14 protein-coding genes and 3 pseudogenes are annotated in these 21,003 nt (G+C 41.4%); 8 read left to right on the top strand and 9 right to left on the bottom strand.

Features of this window, described 5'->3' with window-relative positions; translation table 11 throughout:
- Positions 1-19: 19 nt before the first annotated feature.
- The 4 genes from tenA (at position 20) to AC4CU2_RS00940 (ending at position 5,825) form a co-directional block, all read left to right on the top strand.
- On the top strand, positions 20-694 hold the full coding sequence (gene tenA / locus AC4CU2_RS00955) for a thiaminase II (RefSeq protein ID WP_004691671.1): 675 nt from the start codon (positions 20-22) through the stop codon (positions 692-694).
- Between the two features lie 162 nt (positions 695-856).
- Positions 857-1,231: a hypothetical protein gene (locus AC4CU2_RS00950; protein WP_058870673.1), complete on the top strand. Its 375-nt coding sequence runs from the start codon at positions 857-859 to the stop codon at positions 1,229-1,231.
- A gap of 320 nt (positions 1,232-1,551) precedes the next feature.
- Positions 1,552-4,383: an excinuclease ABC subunit UvrA gene (gene uvrA / locus AC4CU2_RS00945; RefSeq protein WP_490768155.1), complete on the top strand. Its 2,832-nt coding sequence runs from the start codon at positions 1,552-1,554 to the stop codon at positions 4,381-4,383.
- Positions 4,384-4,448: 65 nt separating this feature from the next.
- Positions 4,449-5,825 carry an anti-phage deoxyguanosine triphosphatase gene (locus AC4CU2_RS00940; protein WP_419282745.1) on the top strand — a complete coding sequence of 459 codons (1,377 nt, stop codon included), beginning with the start codon at positions 4,449-4,451 and terminating at the stop codon, positions 5,823-5,825.
- An 87-nt stretch (positions 5,826-5,912) separates the two neighbouring features.
- Here AC4CU2_RS00940 and AC4CU2_RS00935 read toward each other — a convergent pair.
- The 4 genes and pseudogenes from AC4CU2_RS00935 to AC4CU2_RS00920 form a co-directional block, all read right to left on the bottom strand.
- Positions 5,913-6,194 (bottom strand): annotated as a pseudogene (locus AC4CU2_RS00935) (diadenosine tetraphosphate hydrolase); the annotation flags it as partial.
- An 11-nt stretch (positions 6,195-6,205) separates the two neighbouring features.
- A protein-coding gene (locus AC4CU2_RS00930; protein WP_094148576.1) for an IS5 family transposase occupies positions 6,206-7,028 on the bottom strand; the annotation gives its coding sequence in 2 pieces (ribosomal slippage) (positions 6,206-6,646 and positions 6,648-7,028; 822 coding nt in all).
- 22 nt (positions 7,029-7,050) lie between these two features.
- Positions 7,051-7,263: an HIT family protein gene (locus AC4CU2_RS00925; RefSeq protein ID WP_419282953.1), complete on the bottom strand. Its 213-nt coding sequence runs from the start codon at positions 7,261-7,263 to the stop codon at positions 7,051-7,053.
- Between the two features lie 63 nt (positions 7,264-7,326).
- The gene (locus tag AC4CU2_RS00920; RefSeq protein ID WP_078388336.1) at positions 7,327-9,072 is read right to left on the bottom strand and encodes a GGDEF domain-containing protein; all 1,746 of its coding nucleotides are present in this window, start codon (positions 9,070-9,072) and stop codon (positions 7,327-7,329) included.
- 1,084 nt (positions 9,073-10,156) lie between these two features.
- Between AC4CU2_RS00920 and omp33-36 the strand changes: the two genes are divergently transcribed.
- A complete protein-coding gene (gene omp33-36 / locus AC4CU2_RS00915) occupies positions 10,157-11,041 on the top strand; it encodes a porin Omp33-36 (protein WP_490768154.1) in 885 nt (294 codons plus the stop codon).
- A gap of 49 nt (positions 11,042-11,090) precedes the next feature.
- Here omp33-36 and AC4CU2_RS00910 read toward each other — a convergent pair.
- Positions 11,091-12,197 (bottom strand): annotated as a pseudogene (locus AC4CU2_RS00910) (glycine betaine transporter); the annotation flags it as partial.
- 59 nt (positions 12,198-12,256) lie between these two features.
- Here AC4CU2_RS00910 and AC4CU2_RS00905 point away from each other — a divergent pair.
- Both AC4CU2_RS00905 and AC4CU2_RS00900 read left to right on the top strand, forming a co-directional pair.
- Positions 12,257-12,733 (top strand): helix-turn-helix domain-containing protein, encoded by a 477-nt coding sequence (locus AC4CU2_RS00905; protein WP_005262470.1) that lies wholly within the window; start codon positions 12,257-12,259, stop codon positions 12,731-12,733.
- Positions 12,729-13,268: an IS630 family transposase gene (locus AC4CU2_RS00900; protein WP_126038012.1), complete on the top strand. Its 540-nt coding sequence runs from the start codon at positions 12,729-12,731 to the stop codon at positions 13,266-13,268. The genes AC4CU2_RS00905 and AC4CU2_RS00900 overlap by 5 nt, the downstream gene beginning before the upstream one ends.
- Before the next feature lie 9 nt (positions 13,269-13,277).
- Here AC4CU2_RS00900 and AC4CU2_RS00895 read toward each other — a convergent pair.
- The 4 genes and pseudogenes from AC4CU2_RS00895 to AC4CU2_RS00880 form a co-directional block, all read right to left on the bottom strand.
- A pseudogene (locus AC4CU2_RS00895) lies at positions 13,278-14,138 on the bottom strand (BCCT family transporter); the annotation flags it as partial.
- 157 nt (positions 14,139-14,295) lie between these two features.
- Complete coding sequence (locus AC4CU2_RS00890; protein ID WP_490768153.1) at positions 14,296-14,985, bottom strand: ion channel; 690 nt, start codon at positions 14,983-14,985, stop codon at positions 14,296-14,298.
- A 251-nt stretch (positions 14,986-15,236) separates the two neighbouring features.
- The gene (locus AC4CU2_RS00885; protein ID WP_490768152.1) at positions 15,237-16,952 is read right to left on the bottom strand and encodes a cation acetate symporter; all 1,716 of its coding nucleotides are present in this window, start codon (positions 16,950-16,952) and stop codon (positions 15,237-15,239) included.
- Complete coding sequence (locus AC4CU2_RS00880) at positions 16,952-17,284, bottom strand: DUF485 domain-containing protein (protein WP_004691685.1); 333 nt, start codon at positions 17,282-17,284, stop codon at positions 16,952-16,954. The genes AC4CU2_RS00885 and AC4CU2_RS00880 overlap by 1 nt, the downstream gene beginning before the upstream one ends.
- 186 nt (positions 17,285-17,470) lie before the next feature.
- Between AC4CU2_RS00880 and AC4CU2_RS00875 the strand changes: the two genes are divergently transcribed.
- Complete coding sequence (locus AC4CU2_RS00875) at positions 17,471-20,968, top strand: hybrid sensor histidine kinase/response regulator (RefSeq protein ID WP_490769191.1); 3,498 nt, start codon at positions 17,471-17,473, stop codon at positions 20,966-20,968.
- Positions 20,969-21,003: the final 35 nt, after the last annotated feature.

Raw genomic sequence — 21,003 nt, 5'->3', positions numbered from 1 at the left:
CTTCCCTCAGGATCTAATCATGGCCTTTTCCCAAGACGTTTGGCAACGTAATGTCGACTTATATCAAAAAACACTGGCTTTACCTTTTAACCAAGAATTGGCTTCAGGCACACTTAATAAAGAAGCGTTTTGCCATTATGTGATTCAAGATGCGCACTACTTGGTGGCTTATGGTCGTGCTTTAGCGGTGTGTGGTGCCAAAGCGTATGAGGCTGACGACATTATTCAGTTTAGCCAAGGGGCTAAAGAAGCGATTGTGGTGGAACGCAGTTTACATGATGGCTTTATGAAAAATTTTGATATTTCAAAGCAGCAGTTTGAAGAAACACCGCTAACTTTAGCATGTCACCATTACACTTCATTTCTAACGGCAACAGCATGGTCTGAAAGCTACCCTGTAGTGTTAGCAGCACTCTTACCTTGTTTTTGGATTTATGCTGAAGTCGGTAAAGACATTGTGGGTAACTCTATCGCCAACAACCCGTACCAAGCGTGGATTGATACTTACGCGGGGGAAGAATTCAACCAAGCGGTACGTAATGTAATTGCAACCATCGATAAAGTGGCTGCACGTTGCGATGCGGATACCATTGAGAAAATGCATAAAGCCTACCGTAAAGGGGCTGAACTGGAATGGTTGTTCTGGGACAGCGCTTATAAACAGCAGCAATGGCTCGGTTTAGACCACGCTTAAAAGCGAAAATGATCCAAAAAGCCCTGAACCCTTCAGGGCTTTTTTATTGACCGAATATCGTATTTTTTCAGAAGGCGCGATTGCTATTTTAAGCATTTAAAACTAAACTCCAATAATGATAATAATTATCATTTATATAATTAACTTTCGAGGGCCGTTCTCATGCATCCTGATACTCTAGGTACTGAAGCCATTCGTGCATTTTTTACCGTACAATGTTGCTGGCTGAATAACGAAGAAATTTACCTTGAAAAAGGCTGTTTACACTGCGGTTCTGCCGCGACCTATCTCATTTATTATACCAATCCACATATTCAAAAATTGATGTTGGCTTTTATTAAAAAATATCATTGCGTTTTAAGTCGAGAACAAGACTTACTCGACCTGCCAGACTTTGAAGATGACTACGACGCCTTCTTACAAACTCTTGAGCATGAAGTCAATTTCTATGCCCGTCTCCATCATGACATTATCCGTCCCTTTGCTTTTGAGACGGTCGATTCAATCTTTGAACGTCCTTATGCGCTAGCATGCTAAATGCTGCAACCACAACAACACTCTATCCCTGAAGGCGTATGGCAAACCAAAAATAGCACAACCATGATACAACTTTTGCTCTGCGCCGAATGGGTGATCCTCTCTTTTTTAGGGAACTTATAAATACCTTTCTGTCTTCAGTCGCAGCCAATATCGATAGCTTGAGACTTGTTTCAACACTGAAATCTAGCTACAGTCTAGCAGCATCAATTTTCTTTTGGCCGACATGATTTGTCGCTATAAAATCATGTTTAACACTTGAATAAAGCATAAGTCGTTATCATATACCTCCTTCATCTGCACAATTTCGAGATAGTTTTATGAGCCAAAGTCATATCCGTATTCGAGGCGCACGTACCCATAACTTAAAAAATGTGAACCTTGATATTCCCCGCGACAAATTCGTGGTGATCACGGGACTTTCTGGTTCAGGTAAGTCATCGCTTGCATTTGATACGCTGTACGCCGAAGGCCAGCGTCGTTATGTCGAATCGCTTTCGGCCTATGCGCGCCAGTTCTTGTCACAAATGGAAAAGCCTGAAGTTGACTCAATTGAAGGTTTAAGCCCTGCCATTGCGATTGAACAGAAGTCAACCAGCCATAACCCACGTTCTACGGTAGGTACCATTACCGAAATTTATGACTATTTACGTCTGCTCTACGCACGTGTCGGCACGCCATTTTGCCCAGAGCATGATTTGCCGATGGTGGCACAGACCGTATCGGAAATGGTCGATGCCGTAAAAGGATTGGATGAAGGAACAGCGCTGATGCTGCTTGCACCTGTGGTGCGTGAGCGTAAAGGCGAATATTCCAACCTGTTTGAACAGCTACAAAGTCAAGGTTTTGTAAGGGCGCGCGTCGATGGTGAGATTGTTGATCTCGACCCAATTCCAGAACTCGATAAAAAGAAAAAACACACCATTGAAGTGGTGGTGGATCGTTTTAAAGTCCGTGATGACCTCGGCAACCGCATCGCAGAATCTTTTGAAACTGCTCTACGTTTGGGCGGTGATATTGCCATTCTCTCGTGGATGAATGGTGAACACCCAGATCGGGTCTTTTCGGCTAAACACTCATGTCCTGAATGTGACCGTGCCGTTGCAGAACTTGAGCCGCGTTTGTTTTCATTTAACAATCCCTTTGGTGCCTGCCCAACCTGTGATGGTTTAGGGACCCGTAGCCATTTTAGTGCCGAAAAACTCATTCCAAGTCCTGAGGTTTCTATTAGCCAAGGCGCGATTCGTGGTTGGGACAGACAACGTCCGTACTACTACAGCATGATTGAAAAAGTGGCAGCACATTTTGGTTTTTCTTTGGATACACCTTGGAATGAATTGGATGCCGACACCAAAAAGAAATTTTTATACGGTACTGGCAAAGAAAAAGTTGATTTAAGTTATATCGACGAACGGGGTCGCAAACATAATCGTGTGCAACCTTTTGAAGGAATTTTGCCACATTTAGAACGTCGCTATCGTGAAACAGAGTCAAACTATGTTCGTGATGATTTGGCACAATATTTGTCTAATGCGGCATGTGATGCCTGCGGTGGATCACGTCTGAATGAAATTTCACGCCATGTTCGGGTTAAAGACAAAACCATTGCCCAAATTACTAAAATGTCGATTGGTGATGCGGAAAGTTATTATCAAGATTTAAATCTTGATGGTGCAAAAGGCGAAATTGCCGATAAGATTTTTAAAGAAATCCGTGAGCGTTTACATTTCTTAGTTTCAGTGGGTCTGAATTATTTAAGCCTTTCTCGTTCAGCAGAAACATTGTCTGGTGGTGAAGCGCAACGTATTCGTTTGGCTTCGCAAATCGGCGCAGGTTTGATGGGTGTGATGTATGTCCTCGATGAACCATCGATTGGTCTGCATCAACGTGATAATGATCGCCTATTGGAAACCTTAGTCCGCTTACGTGATTTGGGGAATACCGTTTTAGTCGTTGAGCATGATGAAGATGCGATTCGTGCAGCAGATCATATTATCGATATTGGTCCTGGTGCTGGTATTCATGGTGGTCATGTGATTGCTGAAGGGACTTATGATGAAATCCTTGCGAATAGTGAATCACTTACAGGTCAATATTTATCAGGCAAACTGAAAATTGAAGTACCGAAAAAACGTACTGAACCGCCAAAGCCTGAAGAACAAATTAAATTGATGGGTGCTGCGGGTCATAACCTACAAAATGTGGATTTAACTATTCCTTTGGGTGTGATGACCTGTGTGACTGGTGTGTCTGGTTCAGGTAAATCTACGCTGATTAACCGTACTTTATTGCCTTTGGCAGCGACACAGCTTAATGGTGCAACGACATTAACGGCCGAGAAATTTGATTCGATTGATGGTCTGCAATTCCTTGATAAAGTGGTTGATATTGACCAAAGCCCGATTGGTCGTACACCTCGCTCTAACCCTGCAACGTATACGGGTTTGTTTACCCCAATTCGTGAATTGTTTGCGCAAACGCCTGAAGCCAAAGCACGTGGTTATGCTGCGGGACGTTTCTCATTTAACGTGAAAGGTGGTCGTTGTGAAGCCTGTGAAGGTGACGGCATGATCAAAGTGGCTATGCACTTTTTACCTGATATGTATGTGCCGTGTGATAACTGTCATGGTGAACGCTATAACCGTGAAACTTTAGAAGTTGGGTATAAAGGGAAGAATATTTCCGATGTACTGAATATGACGGTTGAAGATGCCATGCATTTCTTTGATGCGATTCCTGTGATTCACCGTCGTTTGGAAACGTTAAATCAAGTCGGTTTAGGCTATATTCGTTTAGGTCAGTCTGCAACGACACTGTCAGGTGGTGAAGCGCAACGTGTGAAATTAGCACGTGAATTGGCAAAACGTGATACGGGTAAAACGTTGTATATCTTGGATGAACCCACTACAGGTCTACATTTCCATGACATTGCTAAACTGTTAGATATCCTCCATGAGCTTCGTAATAAGGGCAATACCATTGTGGTGATTGAGCATAATTTGGATGTGATCAAAACTGCTGACTGGGTGATTGATTTGGGCCCTGAAGGTGGTGCAGGTGGTGGGATGATTATTGCGGAAGGTACACCTGAGCATGTGGTGAAATCTAAAGTTTCACATACTGCGAAGTTTTTGAAGCCGTTGCTTAAATAACATGCAATAAGTTTAATATAGCGGTATGATAAATCACCATTAAAACTTATTTATCATACCAATTTATGACTACCCAAGATTCTACACTGTGGTTTTCTCGTTTAAGTGACTCTGCTCAAATAACTAATAATAATGGATTTGCATCTTCATATTCACAAGATAGAGCTAGAATAATTCATAGCGCATCGTTTAGAAGGCTTCAAGCAAAAACTCAAGTTTTAGGTCTAGGTGACAGTGATTTTTATCGGACTCGCCTTACACATTCTATGGAAGTAGCTCAAATAGGTTCTGGTATTTGTGAAGGTCTTAAAAATAAATACAAGAATCAAAATTATGAAAACTTTATACCTGACTTACACTTAATTGAATCTATCTGCTTAGCTCATGATTTAGGTCACCCTGCTTTTGGACATGGTGGTGAAATAGCCTTAAATTATTGTATGAAAGACAATGGTGGATTCAAAGGAAATGGGCAAACTTTACGTATAGTTACTAAACTAGGGGAGTTTCATGATCATTATGGACTCAACTTAACACGTAGAACCTTATTGGGTTTAGTCAAATATCCAGCAATATATTCCAACGTACATAACTCAGAAATTGATAGATTCTCATCAAAGGATAGTATAAATCTTGACGCTTACAAACCGCCTAAATGCATTCATTCTGAGGAAACTGAAATTTTATCTTGGATATTGGCTCCTTTTAACAAACAAGATAGAGAAAACTTTCAAGCAATACAAAAATGTTCCATAGAATATGATGCCGATAAAGACAATCGTAATGATATCAAACACCATAAAACAAAGTATAAATCTTTTGATACTTCAATTATGGAGCTTGCAGATGATATTGCATATGGAATTCATGATTTAGAAGATGCAATCGCTTTAAATCTAGTAACCAAACAATTATGGCAAGAGAAAATTCAAACTCTTTTAGATGAAAAAATTACTTATGAAAATTTAAAGACCTTAAATATTGATAGCATTCAGTCTCTGACAAATATGCTTTTTGAGCCTGGTAAAAAACCAAGAAAACACGCTATTAGTAAATTAGTAAGACTCATGGTAACGAGTATTTATATTAATGAGAATACCGTTTTTCAAAATGAACTCTTACGCCTACAAGCCGTTTTACCGCCAAATTTGAAAGAGATACTAAATGATCTTAAAGGCTTCGTTTATGAAACTGTTATTCAAGCCCCTGAAGTGCAATTACTTGAATACAAAGGGCAAATCATCGTATTAAAATTATTTGAAACATTAAAGAGTAATCCTTCAAGATTATTACCAAAGAATATTTATGACTTATATCTTCAAGAAAATTTCTCAGATAGAGTTATATGCGATTATATCGCAGGAATGACGGATAATTATGCTACTAAGATGTATCAGAAACTATTTATTCCAACAATTGGGTCTGTTTTCGATCGGCTCTAGATACCTTCTTAGGTATTAGAATACTCAAGGGACTGAGTACAATCAAAAAATAGTTTTTTCATTTTACCCAGTGGAAAGTAAAAGAGCCTATTCCCCTCTAATCTTTTCAGCCAACTTCGCCAACTCTCTATCATCTGCTCGCTGAAAATCATGTGAAGAAATATAACCTTCGTATTGGTCAAAATACTTATCGACATTCGAGTTCACAGCTTGCCAGTTTTCATGCACTTGCTTAGTACCATGCATTGGAAATAACTTAGCGTGAACATGATCTACACCAAAACCTTCAAATACCATTGCTGTGCGCCCAACATCTTCAAAAAAGCCATCTAACTTTTTCGCAACTTTCTTGGTATATAACAGATCTCCTGCGAAAGTCATTATTGCAAGTTTATCCGGTTTACGAGTGCAGCAATTAAGTTAATGCGTAAGCCGAATCTTTTCCGTCTATTTCGATAGCGTTCACTTAATATTCTAAATGTTTTCAATTGACTATTAATGTGTTCGATCACAACTCGTATTTTTCCAACCATTTTATTGTACTTTTTCTCAACATCAAATAAAGGTAAATTCTTCTTTTTCTTTATTGGCATCAATAATTTAAAGCCATCTTGCTCTAATCCGTAGTACCCTAGATCAGTCATAACATATTCACAATGTTTGAATTTCTTAACCGTTTTTCTTGCCAATTTAATGTCATGCTGACTGCCATTCGATATATCTAGCCCTATGATTTGTTTGCTGTTCGGATGATAGATCACTTGTACTTTTAGCGTATATTTCTTCTTTTTACCACTGTAGAATTTACTCTGATTTTTTTTTCGGACGTTCTATTGAACATTCTGTCGCATCAATAATTACCCAGTTAAAGTGTTCGTCTGCCGTGGTAATGCTTCGTTTTGGCAGAGTAAAACGTCTTGATTTCATCAATGCATCTTCAACCTTTTTAATGGTTCGATTCACATTACTTTCAGCGATATGGTAATTTGCCGCTAATTCCAGTTGAGTGCTGTAGTTCCGTAAGTAATTGAGAGTTAATAACAACTGATCCTCTATATCTAAAGTATGAGGACGACCTGATTTCTTTTTGAGTGATTCTGCTTTTTCTAAAACCTCTACCATTTCAGTAAAAACATGTCGAGGTACGCCAACCAAGCGTTTGAATTCAGAATCTGAAAAACGATTTAATTTCTGATATCTCATGAAATTTATATTGAGGTGGTTTTTACTTTCGCAAGAGGTCTAACATCAAACCAGTTAAAACATCATCATCCAAATCAAAAGCATAACTTGAATAATGCTTTTTAGGGATTACAACAGCTGCACCTAACGTATTCGGAAAAATTGTTAAAAATGCCATGTAGTCATTATTACTATCAATAATATGGCAAGATATTTCATTTCGTGTCATCTGACAAAAAATACAGCCTGTTCCCATTTTCCCCTCATTTATTCTTTTGTACTGTTATTTAATTTACTTATTTATTTTGATCTAGTTCTTTTAAATATAATATGACTCATTCACTTCATCGACTGAATAAGCCACAACCTTATTTTTCCCCTGCTCTTTGGCTTGAAACAAAGCACGATCGGCTTTTTCTAACAGTGCCATCCAACTGGTCGCACCAATTGCCACCCCAATACTAATACTGACTTTCAAATCAGGGCAACGTATGCTATCAACCGACTTCGCTTCATAAATCTCAGAACGAATCTTTTCCGCAATTTTTAAAGCGCGCTCCATTCCAACATTTTCAATCAGCACAATAAATTCGTCACCACCGTAACGTACCAACAAGTCAGATGTCCGAATATTTTCTTTTAATTTTTCAGCCACAAACTGAATCACCTGATCCCCCATCAGATGTCCATATACATCGTTGACCTGTTTAAAATGATCAATGTCGATCACCATTAAACAAGTCTCCGAAAACTGAGTCGGCTGATTTTCCAAAAGTTTAATGTATTCATTCAACGCATAACGGTTTGCAACCCCGGTTAATGAATCCAAATGCGCAATATTCTTGAGTCGAAACTCCAACGCATCTCGCTGCTGAAGCGTCTGTTTTAACTGCTGAATTGCTGTAAATAAAGAATACATATTGGCTGGTTGATCTTTGGTATCCATCGGGTTGGGGCGAATACTGGAATGGGATAAATCAAACAAAATTTCACGCGCTTGAATGAGTGGACTAAACACTCTCTTACGCGCATAAATCATGGTAAACAGTGCCGCAAAAATTGAAATGAGTGAAATACCCACCGTTGTGAGCAAAATATTTTGTGCTTTATGCTTTTCAATGATGGCTTTTTCAACGCTATATTTGAGTAAATAATTTTGCAACTCCACCACGGTCGAAAATTTATCAACGATTGCTTCAGTTAACTGTGTCCCAGTTAAATAGTACGGTCGATGGTAAATACTTTCATTCATCAAGCGTTCAACAATCAATAGCCCTTTGGCTAAAAACTCGTTATAAACCGCTTGATGCAGCACTTTAAATTCTTCGGTTTTATCACGCTCGGGCTGTAAGGTATCAATGAGTTCCCACAAATACATCACTTGCTTCCGAGTCTGTAAAGAACGCGCTAAATTGGTTTCAGGAATCGGTTGTTTAAAAGCTACATGCGCCATCACATTGGATGCAGCACGACCAGCCTGATCGCGTAAGTCCGCTAATAATAAAATTTGGACATAGAAGTTTGAAACAGCGGTGTCTTTGCCTTCAGATACAGCGATTACGTCTTTTAAAACATCATGACTACGATCCCAAGCATTGAACATTTTTAGGATGGCTTGATCCATGGTCTCGGCATTACGTTGCTCACGTGGTAGAGCTGCATAAGCATCTACCTGCTGTCTGCCTTGCGTTAAAGCTTCATCTAAACGGTCAAATAAACTTAAGTCTAAATTTGGGAGGTTCGAATGCTTTAAAACCTCTAAAGTCTTTTGCATCTGCTCATCCACCGTGAGCCGATATAGTTTTAACTCAAGCACGTGTTTGGCAAAGTCTTGTTGATTACTCGACATGAGTTTGTTGGCTGGCGCACGCTCTCGTGAAATCTTATTGGCCAAGTCTGCAACAGCCTGTAAGGCTTGTATTTCAGTTAAAGCTTGGTTGGTTTTGTTGTAATCACGATAACTTTTAACTATCAACGGAATGGATAAGCTGCACAATGACAAAATAATAATGCTCATTGCAATATACAGCTTTTGACTCAAATACTCAGAGCGTATTTCTCGCATACTTCAACCACGCCCCCATTCCCAAATAAAAGAAAACTAAATTAACTGTTTATTATACGAACAGTATATCGTGTATTTAAGTGATTAATTCTTTGTTTTGCATCGTTTTAAGATTTCATCATCCCCAAATGATCACAGCTAAACTTTCACTCACCTATGAAAGCTGAGTCAATCCATCCTTAATAATATTCATGTTTAGTGTGAATTTCATTCAATATTTTTAATTCCCATTTTTTAAAGTGCCTATATTTACACATGCAACATTTAGGTGCATAATGCACATTATTGGGGCAAATTAGAGTATATCCTCAGCAAATATTCTAATTTTCCCACAAATTTTGGCGGAAAAATCCAACCTCTTTTAGAAGTTGGTTTTTTTTTGCTCAAATAAAAGTTTTTAATGAAAAATATAGCCTTAAATTCGCACCATTATTGTTCATTAAATTCCAATAGATTTTTATTAGAAAAAATAAGATCTCGAAAATTTAAATAAAAAAAAGCCCAACCTTGGGGAAAGTTGGGCAGATAAACAAAAACTGTTTGAGGAGAATTAGCTTCTCAGAAAACAACAATATTGTTAAATGATTCGCTAAAATCATTATGAAATAAATCCGTTCACTTGTAAAGCCAACTAAAGCATTATGGATTAACACAACGCTATAATTAGCGTGAAAATTATCACAAATACTCAGAGGATATGTACATTATGCAAGCAAAAAACGAGCTTTTTGCGCTAATTTTAGGCGTTTTTTAGATTTAGGACACAAAAACGCCTATATTTGAGGTACCTTATTTAACTTTTTTACCGTTTATATCTATATATTCAATCTAATTTACCAATGAAAAATCAAGTTCAGTACAATTCATTTTCCTGCATTCTCTGTTTTCTAAATAGGTATACCCTATTGTTCTGCTGTAAGTTTTTTTTGGTTGACATGGATACACTCAATTGAGCACTTTTTAACCTCTAACACATCTAGAGTAATTACTCAATAATATAATACCATTAGAGCTCATTGACTTAATAAATTGTTACAATAGAATAGCATTAGTTTAATCCAATGTTAACAATCTGGTAAATATCATGAAAAAACTCGGTTTAGCCACTGCTTTATTATTAGCCATGACCGGTGCTCAAGCATACCAATTCGAAGTACAAGGTCAATCTGAATACATCGATGCATCTGATGCAAATGACAAAGATTTTACTGGCGGTTTACAAGGTACTTTCTACTTTAAAGATGTTGATTCATCTAAAGGTCCTTTAGCTGAAGCTGCTTTTTTAAACCAAGCTTCAAATGTTTCTTTGGCATATAACTATGCTGAATTAGGCACTGACGGTACTGATTTCATCGCACACAACTACGGCGCTAAAGCAGAAGCGTATATTCCTACTAAATTAGTTCCAGCATATGCAAGTGCGTCTTATAGCCACACACATTTCGATGGTAAAAACAGCGAAACGCCTGATGGCAATGGCGACCGTTATGCACTTGAAGTGGGTGCTTTAGCTGCTCCAAACTTCTTGGTTGCTGTAGGTTATACTAGCGTTGCTGACCAAACTGCTCTTGATGCGTTCGGTATCATGAACAATGGTGTAGTTAAAACTTTTGGCGAAGCAGCGACTATTGCTGACGACCAAGATGCGATTACTGCACGTACTAAATACGTAGGTAACATCGACGGTACAAACATGGCGCTCGGCTTAGAAGCTGGTCTTGTTTACGGTGAAGACACCGCTTACCAACTTAAAACTGACCTTTACTTAACACCTGCGTTAAGTGTTGGTGCTTCTTATGTTGAATCAAGCTTTGCTGGTACTCCAGATTCAGCTTGGGGTGCAAACGTTAACTACTTCATCACTCCAGCAGTTGCTGTAGGCGCAAGCTATGTAAATGCTAACGCTAAAGACAATACTGAGAATCTCGATACACAAACTGTTGGCGTAAACGCTAAATTCCGCTTCTAATTCAATTTAGAAACTGAATAGAAAAAAGGACGCTTTAAGCGTCCTTTTTTTAGTTTGTGGCTCTGACTAAATTTAAAAAATGTAAATGACGCTCATATTGGTCAATAATATCTTGCAAGAGATCATCTAAAGTCCAATCCATTACATCATAATTCTGCCCACCTTCTCTTAAGAAAACTTCAGCTTGATAAAACTGCTGTTCTTCAAGTCGATCTGCCATAAAACTAGGTGGCTGGGTTTCACGGGCAACCACCTGATAGATGAAGTTAATTTCATTATGGTGATCTACGCGTAACTGTAAGCCATGCTCAATCGGTTGGATGGTCACGTCTAGCTGACGGCGCTGAAATTCCTTTTGCACCGCTGAAAATGCATGTTGTACTTGCTGACCAATGAATTCTTCAACCTCAGACTGAGTATGTGGATAATGCATAATCAGACCTAGACGCTGTTGCCAACTGCGTGGATTTTGAATCGCACGTGGCGTGATTCGCGCATCTTGTAGTGCACGCATTTTGGTGACATCCAAACGCAGTGCTTTCACTAAGCCCCAACAGACCAGTAACATAATCAAAGTAAATGGTAAGGCACTCATAATTGTGGCCGATTGTAAGGCCGAAAGTCCGCCTGCCATCAGTAAGATAATCGACAGTAACGCAATCAAAATGGTCCAAAACAATCGTTGCCATAAGGGTGAATTTTCTGTTTCTGCGGTTAAGTAATCAATCACCAATGAGCCTGAGTCGGCAGAAGTCACAAAGAATAGCACCACCAGAACGGTCGCAATCAGGCTCGATATTTGAGAGAAAGGTAAATGGGTCAAAAATTCAAACAGTGCGACGGATGAATCTTGTTGTACCGCTGAGATTAAAGAAGTGTGCCCATCTTGAATAATACTGAACAGCGCTGCATTCCCCATGAAGCCCATCCAAATCAGGGTAAAACCTGTTGGAATGAACAACACCCCGACAATGAACTCGCGAATGGTTCGACCTTTAGACACTCGGGCAATAAACATTCCAACAAAAGGCGACCATGAAATCCACCAGGCCCAATACATAATGGTCCAACCACCAATCCAACCATTGGGTTGGTAGGCATACAGGTTGAAGGTCATCGTGAACAGATTAGATACATATTGCCCTGCATTTTGAATAAGTTGACAAAAATAACTAAACATGCGAAAAGACATTTTTGGTTAAACGATGTTTGCACATGCCACGGATTGTTACCGTCCCACTCAGCTTAGAACAGCGTGCACAACTAATTCTCCTGACCAAGCATGCAGCACATTGGCGTGAAAGACAACGTGCCCAAACTATTCTCTGGCTTTCCGAAGGTAAAACTGTTGCCGAAGTTGCTGCGTTACAAGAGCGTATCCCAGAAACCATAAGGCTACAACGCCGACATTGGGAGCTACATCAGTTTGAATCGATTCAAGAAGGTCATCGCTCAGGCCGTCCCAATACACTGACATCAAACTATCAGGCTCAAATCTTAGAGTGGGTCAACACAAGCCCACTCAATGCAGAACAAATCCGAGTCAAACTGCATGAAAAACACGGTGTGTCCGTGTCTGTTGAAACTATTCGCAAGTTTTTGCGAGATTCAGGCATGGTCTTCAAACGCACCCGCCACAGCTTGAAAAAAAAGAGACCCGACCGCATTTGGACAAGCGCAACAGCAAATTGAAGCATTACGTGAGCAAGCGGCACGTGGTGAAATTGTATTGGGCTATGTCGACGAAACAGGATTTTCGGCTACGCCAGATAACCGTTATGCATGGACAAAGATAGGCGATGTTCATGCGGTTGATGCTGTAAGACTAAAGCGAGTTAATGTGATGGGTTGTCTCCTGTCAACGGGTCATCTGATCACCAGTTGCCTACAGGAGTCCGTTAACAGTCGCTGGTTTTATGCCTATTTGATGGGTGTAGCAGCACAGGTGAAACGCAGCTATCAAGTTCCTTTGGTGTTGATTGTTGACAATGCCTCGATTCATCGCAGCAAACAGATGGTAGATTGGCGCAAGCTTCTTGTACAAGAATATTCAACGACTTTGTATTTTCTACCTGCGTATAGTCCTGAGCTGAATAGAATTGAGATGGTTTGGAAGCAGATGAAGTATAACTGGCGGGATTTTAAGGTAATGAAGGCAGATCAAATAGAGCGTTGGGTTGGGCAGATTTCAAAGGGTTTTGGTAATGAATACATGTTTACTTTTTAGTTGATACTTACTGGTTTGTAAGATATAAATGGAAGAACTGGCAAAAAACACAAATAACAGTAAAACCACTGCCAGCACCAAGTTCAATTCAGACAGCCGTTTAATGCCTTTGTCCAAACCAAACCCGACTGAGAGCGAAGCTAAAAAAGTGACAAAAATGATTAGCCCGACCTGAATACCAATACTTTGCTGGATACCAAAAAGATAATTCAGTCCCGAATTAATTTGGGTCACCCCAAAACCAAGTGTGGTAGCAACCCCGAAAATAGTGCCTAAGGTTGCAAAGGTATCAACCGCATCTCCCGTTGCACCATAGATTTTTTTGCCCACCAAAGGATATAAAGCAGAGCGAACCTTTAAAGGCAAATTATGTCGGAAAGAGAAATAGGCGAGCGACAACCCCACAAGCGCATAAATGGCCCATGCATGTAATCCCCAGTGGAAAAAGGTGATCCGCATCGCTTGTTGTGCGGCATCTACGGTTTGCCCGTCTCCCGTGGGCGGGTTGACATAGTGCATCACGGGTTCAGCGACACCGAAGAACATCAAACCAATCCCCATCCCTGCGGTAAACAGCATGGCGAACCAAGAACCACTGCTATATTCAGGCAGACTATGATCAGGGCCGAGTTTGATTTTCCCCATATCGGAGAGTGCAATAAAGATCAGTAAGATCAGAAATAACGCGACAGATAAAACGTAAAACCAGCTAAATGAGTCAATAATCCATTGATTTAAATGTTTGGTTAAAGCCTCAAAACCACTTGGGTCAAAAAGAATCAAGGCCAGAAAAAGCACCAGAATCACGACAGTGCTGAGAAATACATTCCGTTTGATGTTTGCAAACAGCGATGGCTTTATGGAAGGCATAATTCCCCCAGAAAATTATTTTTAGTACAAAGATATAACCAAAATGGTTAATTAGACGAGTCTAATAAAGAGTGAAGAATGAATAGCTTAAAATTTAACGATTCTGTTCCATCATAATTTATGTTTAAAAATAAGGCAGTGCGAATCCTGTAACAGTTTAATTCTCTTTATGATCATTCGGTCGATGCTGAATATACTGCAAGGCAATCAAGCGTGAGACGACTAAAGCCAAATACATCACCCCACAAAACATCTGTAACATCGCAATCATACGAGCCAGCGGTGTCAGTGGCATTAGATCGGACAAACCTGTCGCCGACTGCAAACTAAAACTTAAAAAAAGTAATTCGAGCCATGACTGTGCGCCCGCTACATTGGGATTTAAAAAGCTATTGGGTTCTAAAATCTGGCAAATGCTATATAAAAAGGCAAAACCCCATGCAATAAGCGTAAACACTGCCCCTGCAGCAAATAGCTCATCTTTGGTCAAATAACGGTCTGCAAACATATAGCGCAGCAAGCCATAGGCCGCAATAAAATAGGCCATCGCCTCAAAGGCATGACTAATCACCAAAAGCATTGGATCTCGCGCACCCAGCAAAATCAGTAAGGAAAAGAACAATGCCCCACCAACAAAGCTCAAGCCGAGGATGGTAAACACGGGAGTTTGACGAATGACCTTGGCAATGAGTAACAGGACCAAAACACCTAAGCCCCAAACCAATACACGTAAGGACAAGCTATGGCCGCTCAACAGTGCCAAAATCAGCATAATAAATTGCAACAGCAGTAACCATGCTGAAGGCAGTAGACGGAAACCTTTCCAAAATTCGACAAATACTTGCATATGCAGCCTGTTGTTTTTAAAGCCAAGTTTGATTGGTTCTTGTTCTCGCTTTTTAACTTAGCATGAATAGCCACTGAAACCGATGCTTTTTATTCGTGTCAGTCGATTCATTTTGTCCAACAATTTGAGTACTGCTTGAATACTGAATGTCACGATCTATGCATTTCAATATACAAAGCTGACACAGTTAGGAGCGTCAACACCATAAAAAAAGCCCCAGTGAATGGGGCTTTTTTTAGTTCAGGTTCAGATTAGTGATCTGAAGCACCTGAGATACCAATACCTGTTTGTGAACGTACATACTGCGCATCAAATGCTTTACGTTCTGCTTGTGCACGTGCTGAATTATCAGTCACAGAGAACAACCAGCAGCAGAAGAACGCCAATGGCATTGCAAAGATTGCTGGACCATTGAATGGGTTTACTGGGGTTTCAGAAATGCCCAATGTATCGACCCAAACGGCTTTAGATAAGATAATCAGTGTTACTGCAGTCGCTAGACCAATCACACCACCAATCACCGCACCACGTGTGGTTAAACCTTTCCAGAACATTGACAGTACAAGCACTGGGAAGTTGGCACATGCTGCTACAGAGAATGCTAAACCTACCATGAAGGCAACGTTTTGTTTCTCGAACAGAATCCCTAAAATCATTGCAAAAATAGCAAGACCTAAAGTCGCGATTTTAGACATACGAAGTTCAGATTCAGGAGTCGTTTGACCTTTCTTGAATACGTTTGCGTACAAGTCATGCGAGATTGCTGAAGCACCTGACAAGGTCAGACCTGCAACAACAGCAAGAATCGTTGCGAACGCCACTGCTGAAATGAAGCCCATGAACAAGTCACCGCCCAATGCATCAGACAAGTGAACCGCTGCCATGTTGTTACCACCAACAAGCTCTAGCTTGCCCGTCACGGCCATTTTCGCAACATCAATGAACTGTGGGTTGTTCGATACATAAAGGATCGCACCAAAACCAATGATGAAGGTTAAAAGGTAGAAGTAACCAATGAAACCCGTTGCTACAACCACTGATTTACGTGCTTCTTTAGCATCTTTAACGGTAAAGAAACGCATTAAGATGTGTGGTAGACCCGCTGTACCGAACATTAATGCCAAACCTAAAGAAATGGCATCAATTGGGTTCGCTGCAAGTTTACCTGGGCCCATGATATTGCCCGCTTCGGCTAGAGAAATGTCATGTACTTTAGAGAAAACTTGAATTGACTGCGTGAACATTTCAGAGAAGCTGAAGCCTACGCCTTTCATCACCATGAAAGCCATGAATGTCGCGCCAGACAAAAGCATGACAGCTTTAATAATCTGTACCCACGTCGTAGCCAACATCCCACCGAAGATCACGTAAGCCATCATCAGAAGACCAACAATTACTACAGCAATGTTATAGTTCAAACCAAATAACAGTTTGATCAGCTGACCTGCACCCACCATCTGAGCGATCAGATAGAATGCAACGACAACCAATGAACTTACTGCTGCAAGCGTACGTACTGGTTTTTCCGCTAAACGGAATGACACTACGTCAGATAAGTTGAACTTACCTAAGTTACGTAGACGTTCAGCCACCAAGAACAATACGATTGGCCAACCCACCATGAAACCCAATGAATACAGCAAGCCGTCGAAGCCTGAACTGAAAACCATTGCGGAAATACCCAAGAATGACGCTGCGGACATATAGTCACCCGCAATCGCTAAACCATTTTGGAAACCTGAGATCCCGCCACCTGCTGTGTAGAAGTCAGCAGTGTTGGTGGTTTGTTTTGCCGCCCATTTGGTGATGAGCAAAGTAAATCCGACAAAGATACCGAACATGATAATTGCATGCCAGTTTGTCGCTTGTTGTTGAGCCTCACCCAAATCTGGGCCTGCAACTGCTAGGCTCGAAGCCAACAGTGCTGTAGCAGCGACTGCAAGCGCTTTCAATGAATTCCATTTCATTAGTGCTGTCCTTTCTCTTGCGCAATGGCTTCAACTTCACGCATTGCTTCTTCATTTAATGCGTCGAGTTTGTTATTCGAGATATACGAATAAACACCACACAAAACAAAAGACAATACAATAATGCTTAGACCCAATGGCATGCCAATCGTGGTCACCCCACCACTGACTGAAGTCATTAAAAATTCTTTGTTGTAGCCGACCAACAACATGAAACCAACGTATACAACCAACATAATAGTTGTCAGTGTCCAGCTCAGTTTACTTTTACGACTAACCATTTCCTTGAATTTGGGATTTTGTAGAATCTGTTCTACTTGTCTCTCATCCATAACCATACTCCTGTGCGTATCCAACCGTAGATACAATTTTTTAATTCGAATTATTACATTTGCTAAAGTAGCAAGCTTCTGTATTGGTTGTAATTTAGACTTTGGTCTGTAAATTTTAAACAAGCTCAGCAGCCTCTATCCCAGATGCGCTATGATGGCCGAGATGAAGGAAAAACTTTAGGTAAAATGAACAGCTGGCTCATTATCGGGGTATTGGCCCTCTATATCGTCTTACTCTTTATCTGCGCCTTTTTTGGTGAGAAACACGCCAGTCGCTTGAGCACGCGTGGGCGCATGCTATTGTTTAGTTTAACTTTAGGGGTCTACTGTTCATCTTGGACCTTTTATGGCGCAACAGGTGCAGCGGTTCGTGAAGGCATTATCTTTCTGCCGATCTACCTTGGCCCACTACTTTTCGTCGCACTGGGCTATGACATTTGGCGTCGTTTAGGCCGCGTCCGTCAGCACCATGCTATTTCATCGATTGCCGATTTTGTCGCTGCACGCTATGGTAAAAGTGGGCCTTTGGCCTCAATGGTGACTATCCTCGCCGTCATTGCGATTATTCCTTACTTAGCCCTGCAGTTACGCGCTATTGCACTCAGTGCTGCGGTGATTTTAGAGCCCACCGCAGGCAGCATCGCTTCAACCACCAATGGTGTACTGTTCCTCACTGGTATCTTGGCCATTTTAGCCATGATTTTCGGGACCAGACAGATTGCCAATACAGAACAACATGGCGGTCTGATGTTGGCGGTTGCCTTCGAGTCTTTTGTCAAACTGTTTGCTTTGCTGTGTGTCGCGCTCTTTTTCGTGTTTGCTGCACCTGAAAACATTCATCAAATCTCTAAGGATGTTGCAGAGACTTTCCATCAAGTACAACTCATTGGTGTGCCCGATACGTTTTGGATTCAAACCTTGTTGGCTGGACTCGCGATCATTTGCTTACCGCGTCAGTTCCACGTTGCTGTGGTCGAATTGCGTGATGAAAAACATATTCGTGGGGCACGGCGCTGGTTCGCAGTCTATTTAGTTTTGACCATCATTGCCATTATTCCGATTGCCAGTTGGGCGCTACATGCAACGCCAGGTTACTTAGCGATCCCCGATGTAGCGGTTTTGTCTTTACCCTTAAGCTATGGCCAAGACTGGTTAACCCTATTGGCCTTTTTAGGTGGCTTCTCTGCCTCTACGGGTATGCTGTTGGTGTCTTCAGTGGCGCTATCGATCATGCTCAGTAATGACTTGATCATGCCTGCCTTATGGCGTACCAATTTACTGTCCCGCCACGATAAACGCTTACCCTTGGTGCTTAAATTTACCCGTCGGGTCTGTATTTTAGCCGTCATGTTATTGGGCTTTTTGTTTTTCCATTTTTTCAATGATATTGACCAACTTTCAGTCTTTGGCTTATTGGCCTTTAGTGCGGTGGCTCAGTTCTCACCGGCCCTCATAGGTGGTCTGTACTGGCGTGGCGGCAGTAAACAAGGCGTCTATGCAGGTTTATTGGCCGGTTTTGGTATGTGGGCCTACACCCTGCTGTTACCCACTGTACTGCGTAGTTTGCCTGCTGAATATTCACACTTTACCGAGAGCTTTCTCAATTTCGGGCCAATGGGCATTAACTGGTTACGCCCAGAAGCCCTGCTCGGTTTTGAATCCTTTGCCGCACTTACCCATGGGGTGGTATGGGCACTGGGTCTGAATATTATTTTATACATTTGGATTTCCCGAATTTTCCGCCCCAGCGTGGCCGAACAAATTCAAGCAGAAAGCTTTTTCTATTATGAAACCAAACCACTACCAACGCAGAGCACGTCTACAGACATCAATTACATTCATCACGATGTTGCACGTTTAAAAGTTGGTGATTTAATTACCTTAGCCAAACGGATTACAGGTGATGGCGCAACCATGCGCGCTTTCCAACAGTTCTGTGCGCAGAACAATGTGGTGCTGAATGAAAACAGCAATGCCAACGGCATGTGGTGGCGTTTTACCGAACAATATTTAGCAGGCACTATTGGCGCTGCATCGGCACGTACTCTGCTCACCACCGCAATGGTCAACAATGGCCTCGCTTTGGGGCAAGTGGCAAACATTCTAGACCAAGCCTCACAGTGGCAACGTTTTAATCAAAACCTGATCATGACCATGATTGACCACATGACCCAAGGGGTGAGTGTGGTCGATGAAAATATGTGTTTGGTGGCGTGGAATAATCAATATTTAAAACTGTTTGATTATCCGAAAGATATTGTCTATGTCGGTTGTCCGATTTCCGATTTGATTCGGTATAACGCAGAGCGCGGCGAATGTGGCCCGGGTTCGGTCGAAGAACATGTGCGTAAACGGATGCACTGGATGCAAGTCGGTAGCGCACACGAGTTTGAACGGATTCGTAAAGATGGCCGTGTCATTCAAATGCGTGGCAACCCAATTGAAGGCGGTGGCTTTGTCACCACCTTTGCCGACATTACCGCCTTCCGTGAAAATGAAGCCATGCTGGAGGCACGGGTTCAAGATCGAACTCAACAGCTAGCAGATGCATTAACTGAACAACAACTGGCACGTGAGCAAGCAGATAAAGCCAATATGTCGAAAAGCCGCTTTATTGCCGCGGCCAGTCATGACTTATTGCAACCAATGCATGCCGCGCGTCTGTTCAGTACGGCTTTAGAACAAAGCGTACAAAGTGAAGAAGACCGTAAAACCTTACAACAACTTGATCGTGCCTTACACGGTGCAGAAAGTATGTTGTCTGCCCTACTGGATATTGCCCGTCTTGAAGGTGGCACCATTCAACCCAACCGTCAGGCTTATCCGCTGCATGATTTACTCAGCGACCTTGAATTGCAGTTTAAATCCATTGCCGCACAGCGCGGTATTCGTTTTAGCGTACATGATGCTCAGTTCTGGATAGATACCGACCCACAATGGATTCGCCGTATTATTCAGAACTTTGTCAGTAATGCCCTACGCTACACTGCCAAAGGCAAAGTGGTGGTGGGTGTACTCCGCTCTACGGACAAACCACGCCATATTCGAATTGGAGTGTGGGATACTGGACCCGGCATTGCAGAAGAACAACGGATTAAACTATTCCAAGAGTTTGAGCGCTGTGGCCATACCTCACCGTGGGGTGAGCAAGGGCTTGGCTTGGGCTTAGCCATCGTACAACGGATGACCAGCCTGCTCGACTACCCAGTGCATGTCTATTCAGAGTATGGCAAAGGTTCATGCTTTATGATTGAAGTACCAATCATTGACCCACCAAAAGTCGTAGCAGCGTCTGTACAAGCAGTTCCACTCAAAACCAAAGCCTATAAGATTTTGTGTTTGGACAATGACGAAACCATTTTAGAAGGGATGTCGACTCTCCTGACCAAATGGGGCTATCAAGTGTTTAAGGCAACCGAACCTGAGCAAGCTTTTGAGATGATTCAACAAGAAAACATTCAGGTCTGGTTGGTCGATCAGCACTTAAATCATGACAAAATTGGTTTGGACTTTATTTTGGCCAATCGCCAAGAAAATGTCCCTGTCGCTTTGATCACCGCAGACTCAGATCCTGAACTGCCACAACGGGTCAAAGATATGAATATCGTGCTGTTGAAAAAACCATTAAAACCAGCCTCTCTAAGGGCATGGTTATCAGGTTTAAAAATTTCAAATCCTGAATAAATTCACTACATTTACTCACAAAACTCAAGTCATCT

It is taken from the genome of Acinetobacter sp. 797_lipA, from assembly GCF_058243025.1.
Note: the sequence above shows the minus strand (reverse complement) of the source record. Positions and strands in the feature narration are given on the sequence as shown.

What these genes read in the sequence shown, in the direction of transcription:
- tenA (WP_004691671.1), top strand. Translation starts at nt 20, where the DNA reads ATGGCCTTTTCCCAAGACGTTTGGCAACGTAATGTCGACTTATATCAA.
- AC4CU2_RS00950 (WP_058870673.1), top strand. Translation starts at nt 857, where the DNA reads ATGCATCCTGATACTCTAGGTACTGAAGCCATTCGTGCATTTTTTACC.
- uvrA (WP_490768155.1), top strand. Translation starts at nt 1,552, where the DNA reads ATGAGCCAAAGTCATATCCGTATTCGAGGCGCACGTACCCATAACTTA.
- AC4CU2_RS00940 (WP_419282745.1), top strand. Translation starts at nt 4,449, where the DNA reads ATGACTACCCAAGATTCTACACTGTGGTTTTCTCGTTTAAGTGACTCT.
- AC4CU2_RS00925 (WP_419282953.1), bottom strand. Translation starts at nt 7,263, where the DNA reads ATGGGAACAGGCTGTATTTTTTGTCAGATGACACGAAATGAAATATCT.
- AC4CU2_RS00920 (WP_078388336.1), bottom strand. Translation starts at nt 9,072, where the DNA reads ATGCGAGAAATACGCTCTGAGTATTTGAGTCAAAAGCTGTATATTGCA.
- omp33-36 (WP_490768154.1), top strand. Translation starts at nt 10,157, where the DNA reads ATGAAAAAACTCGGTTTAGCCACTGCTTTATTATTAGCCATGACCGGT.
- AC4CU2_RS00905 (WP_005262470.1), top strand. Translation starts at nt 12,257, where the DNA reads ATGCCACGGATTGTTACCGTCCCACTCAGCTTAGAACAGCGTGCACAA.
- AC4CU2_RS00890 (WP_490768153.1), bottom strand. Translation starts at nt 14,985, where the DNA reads ATGCAAGTATTTGTCGAATTTTGGAAAGGTTTCCGTCTACTGCCTTCA.
- AC4CU2_RS00885 (WP_490768152.1), bottom strand. Translation starts at nt 16,952, where the DNA reads ATGAAATGGAATTCATTGAAAGCGCTTGCAGTCGCTGCTACAGCACTG.
- AC4CU2_RS00880 (WP_004691685.1), bottom strand. Translation starts at nt 17,284, where the DNA reads ATGGATGAGAGACAAGTAGAACAGATTCTACAAAATCCCAAATTCAAG.
- AC4CU2_RS00875 (WP_490769191.1), top strand. Translation starts at nt 17,471, where the DNA reads ATGAACAGCTGGCTCATTATCGGGGTATTGGCCCTCTATATCGTCTTA.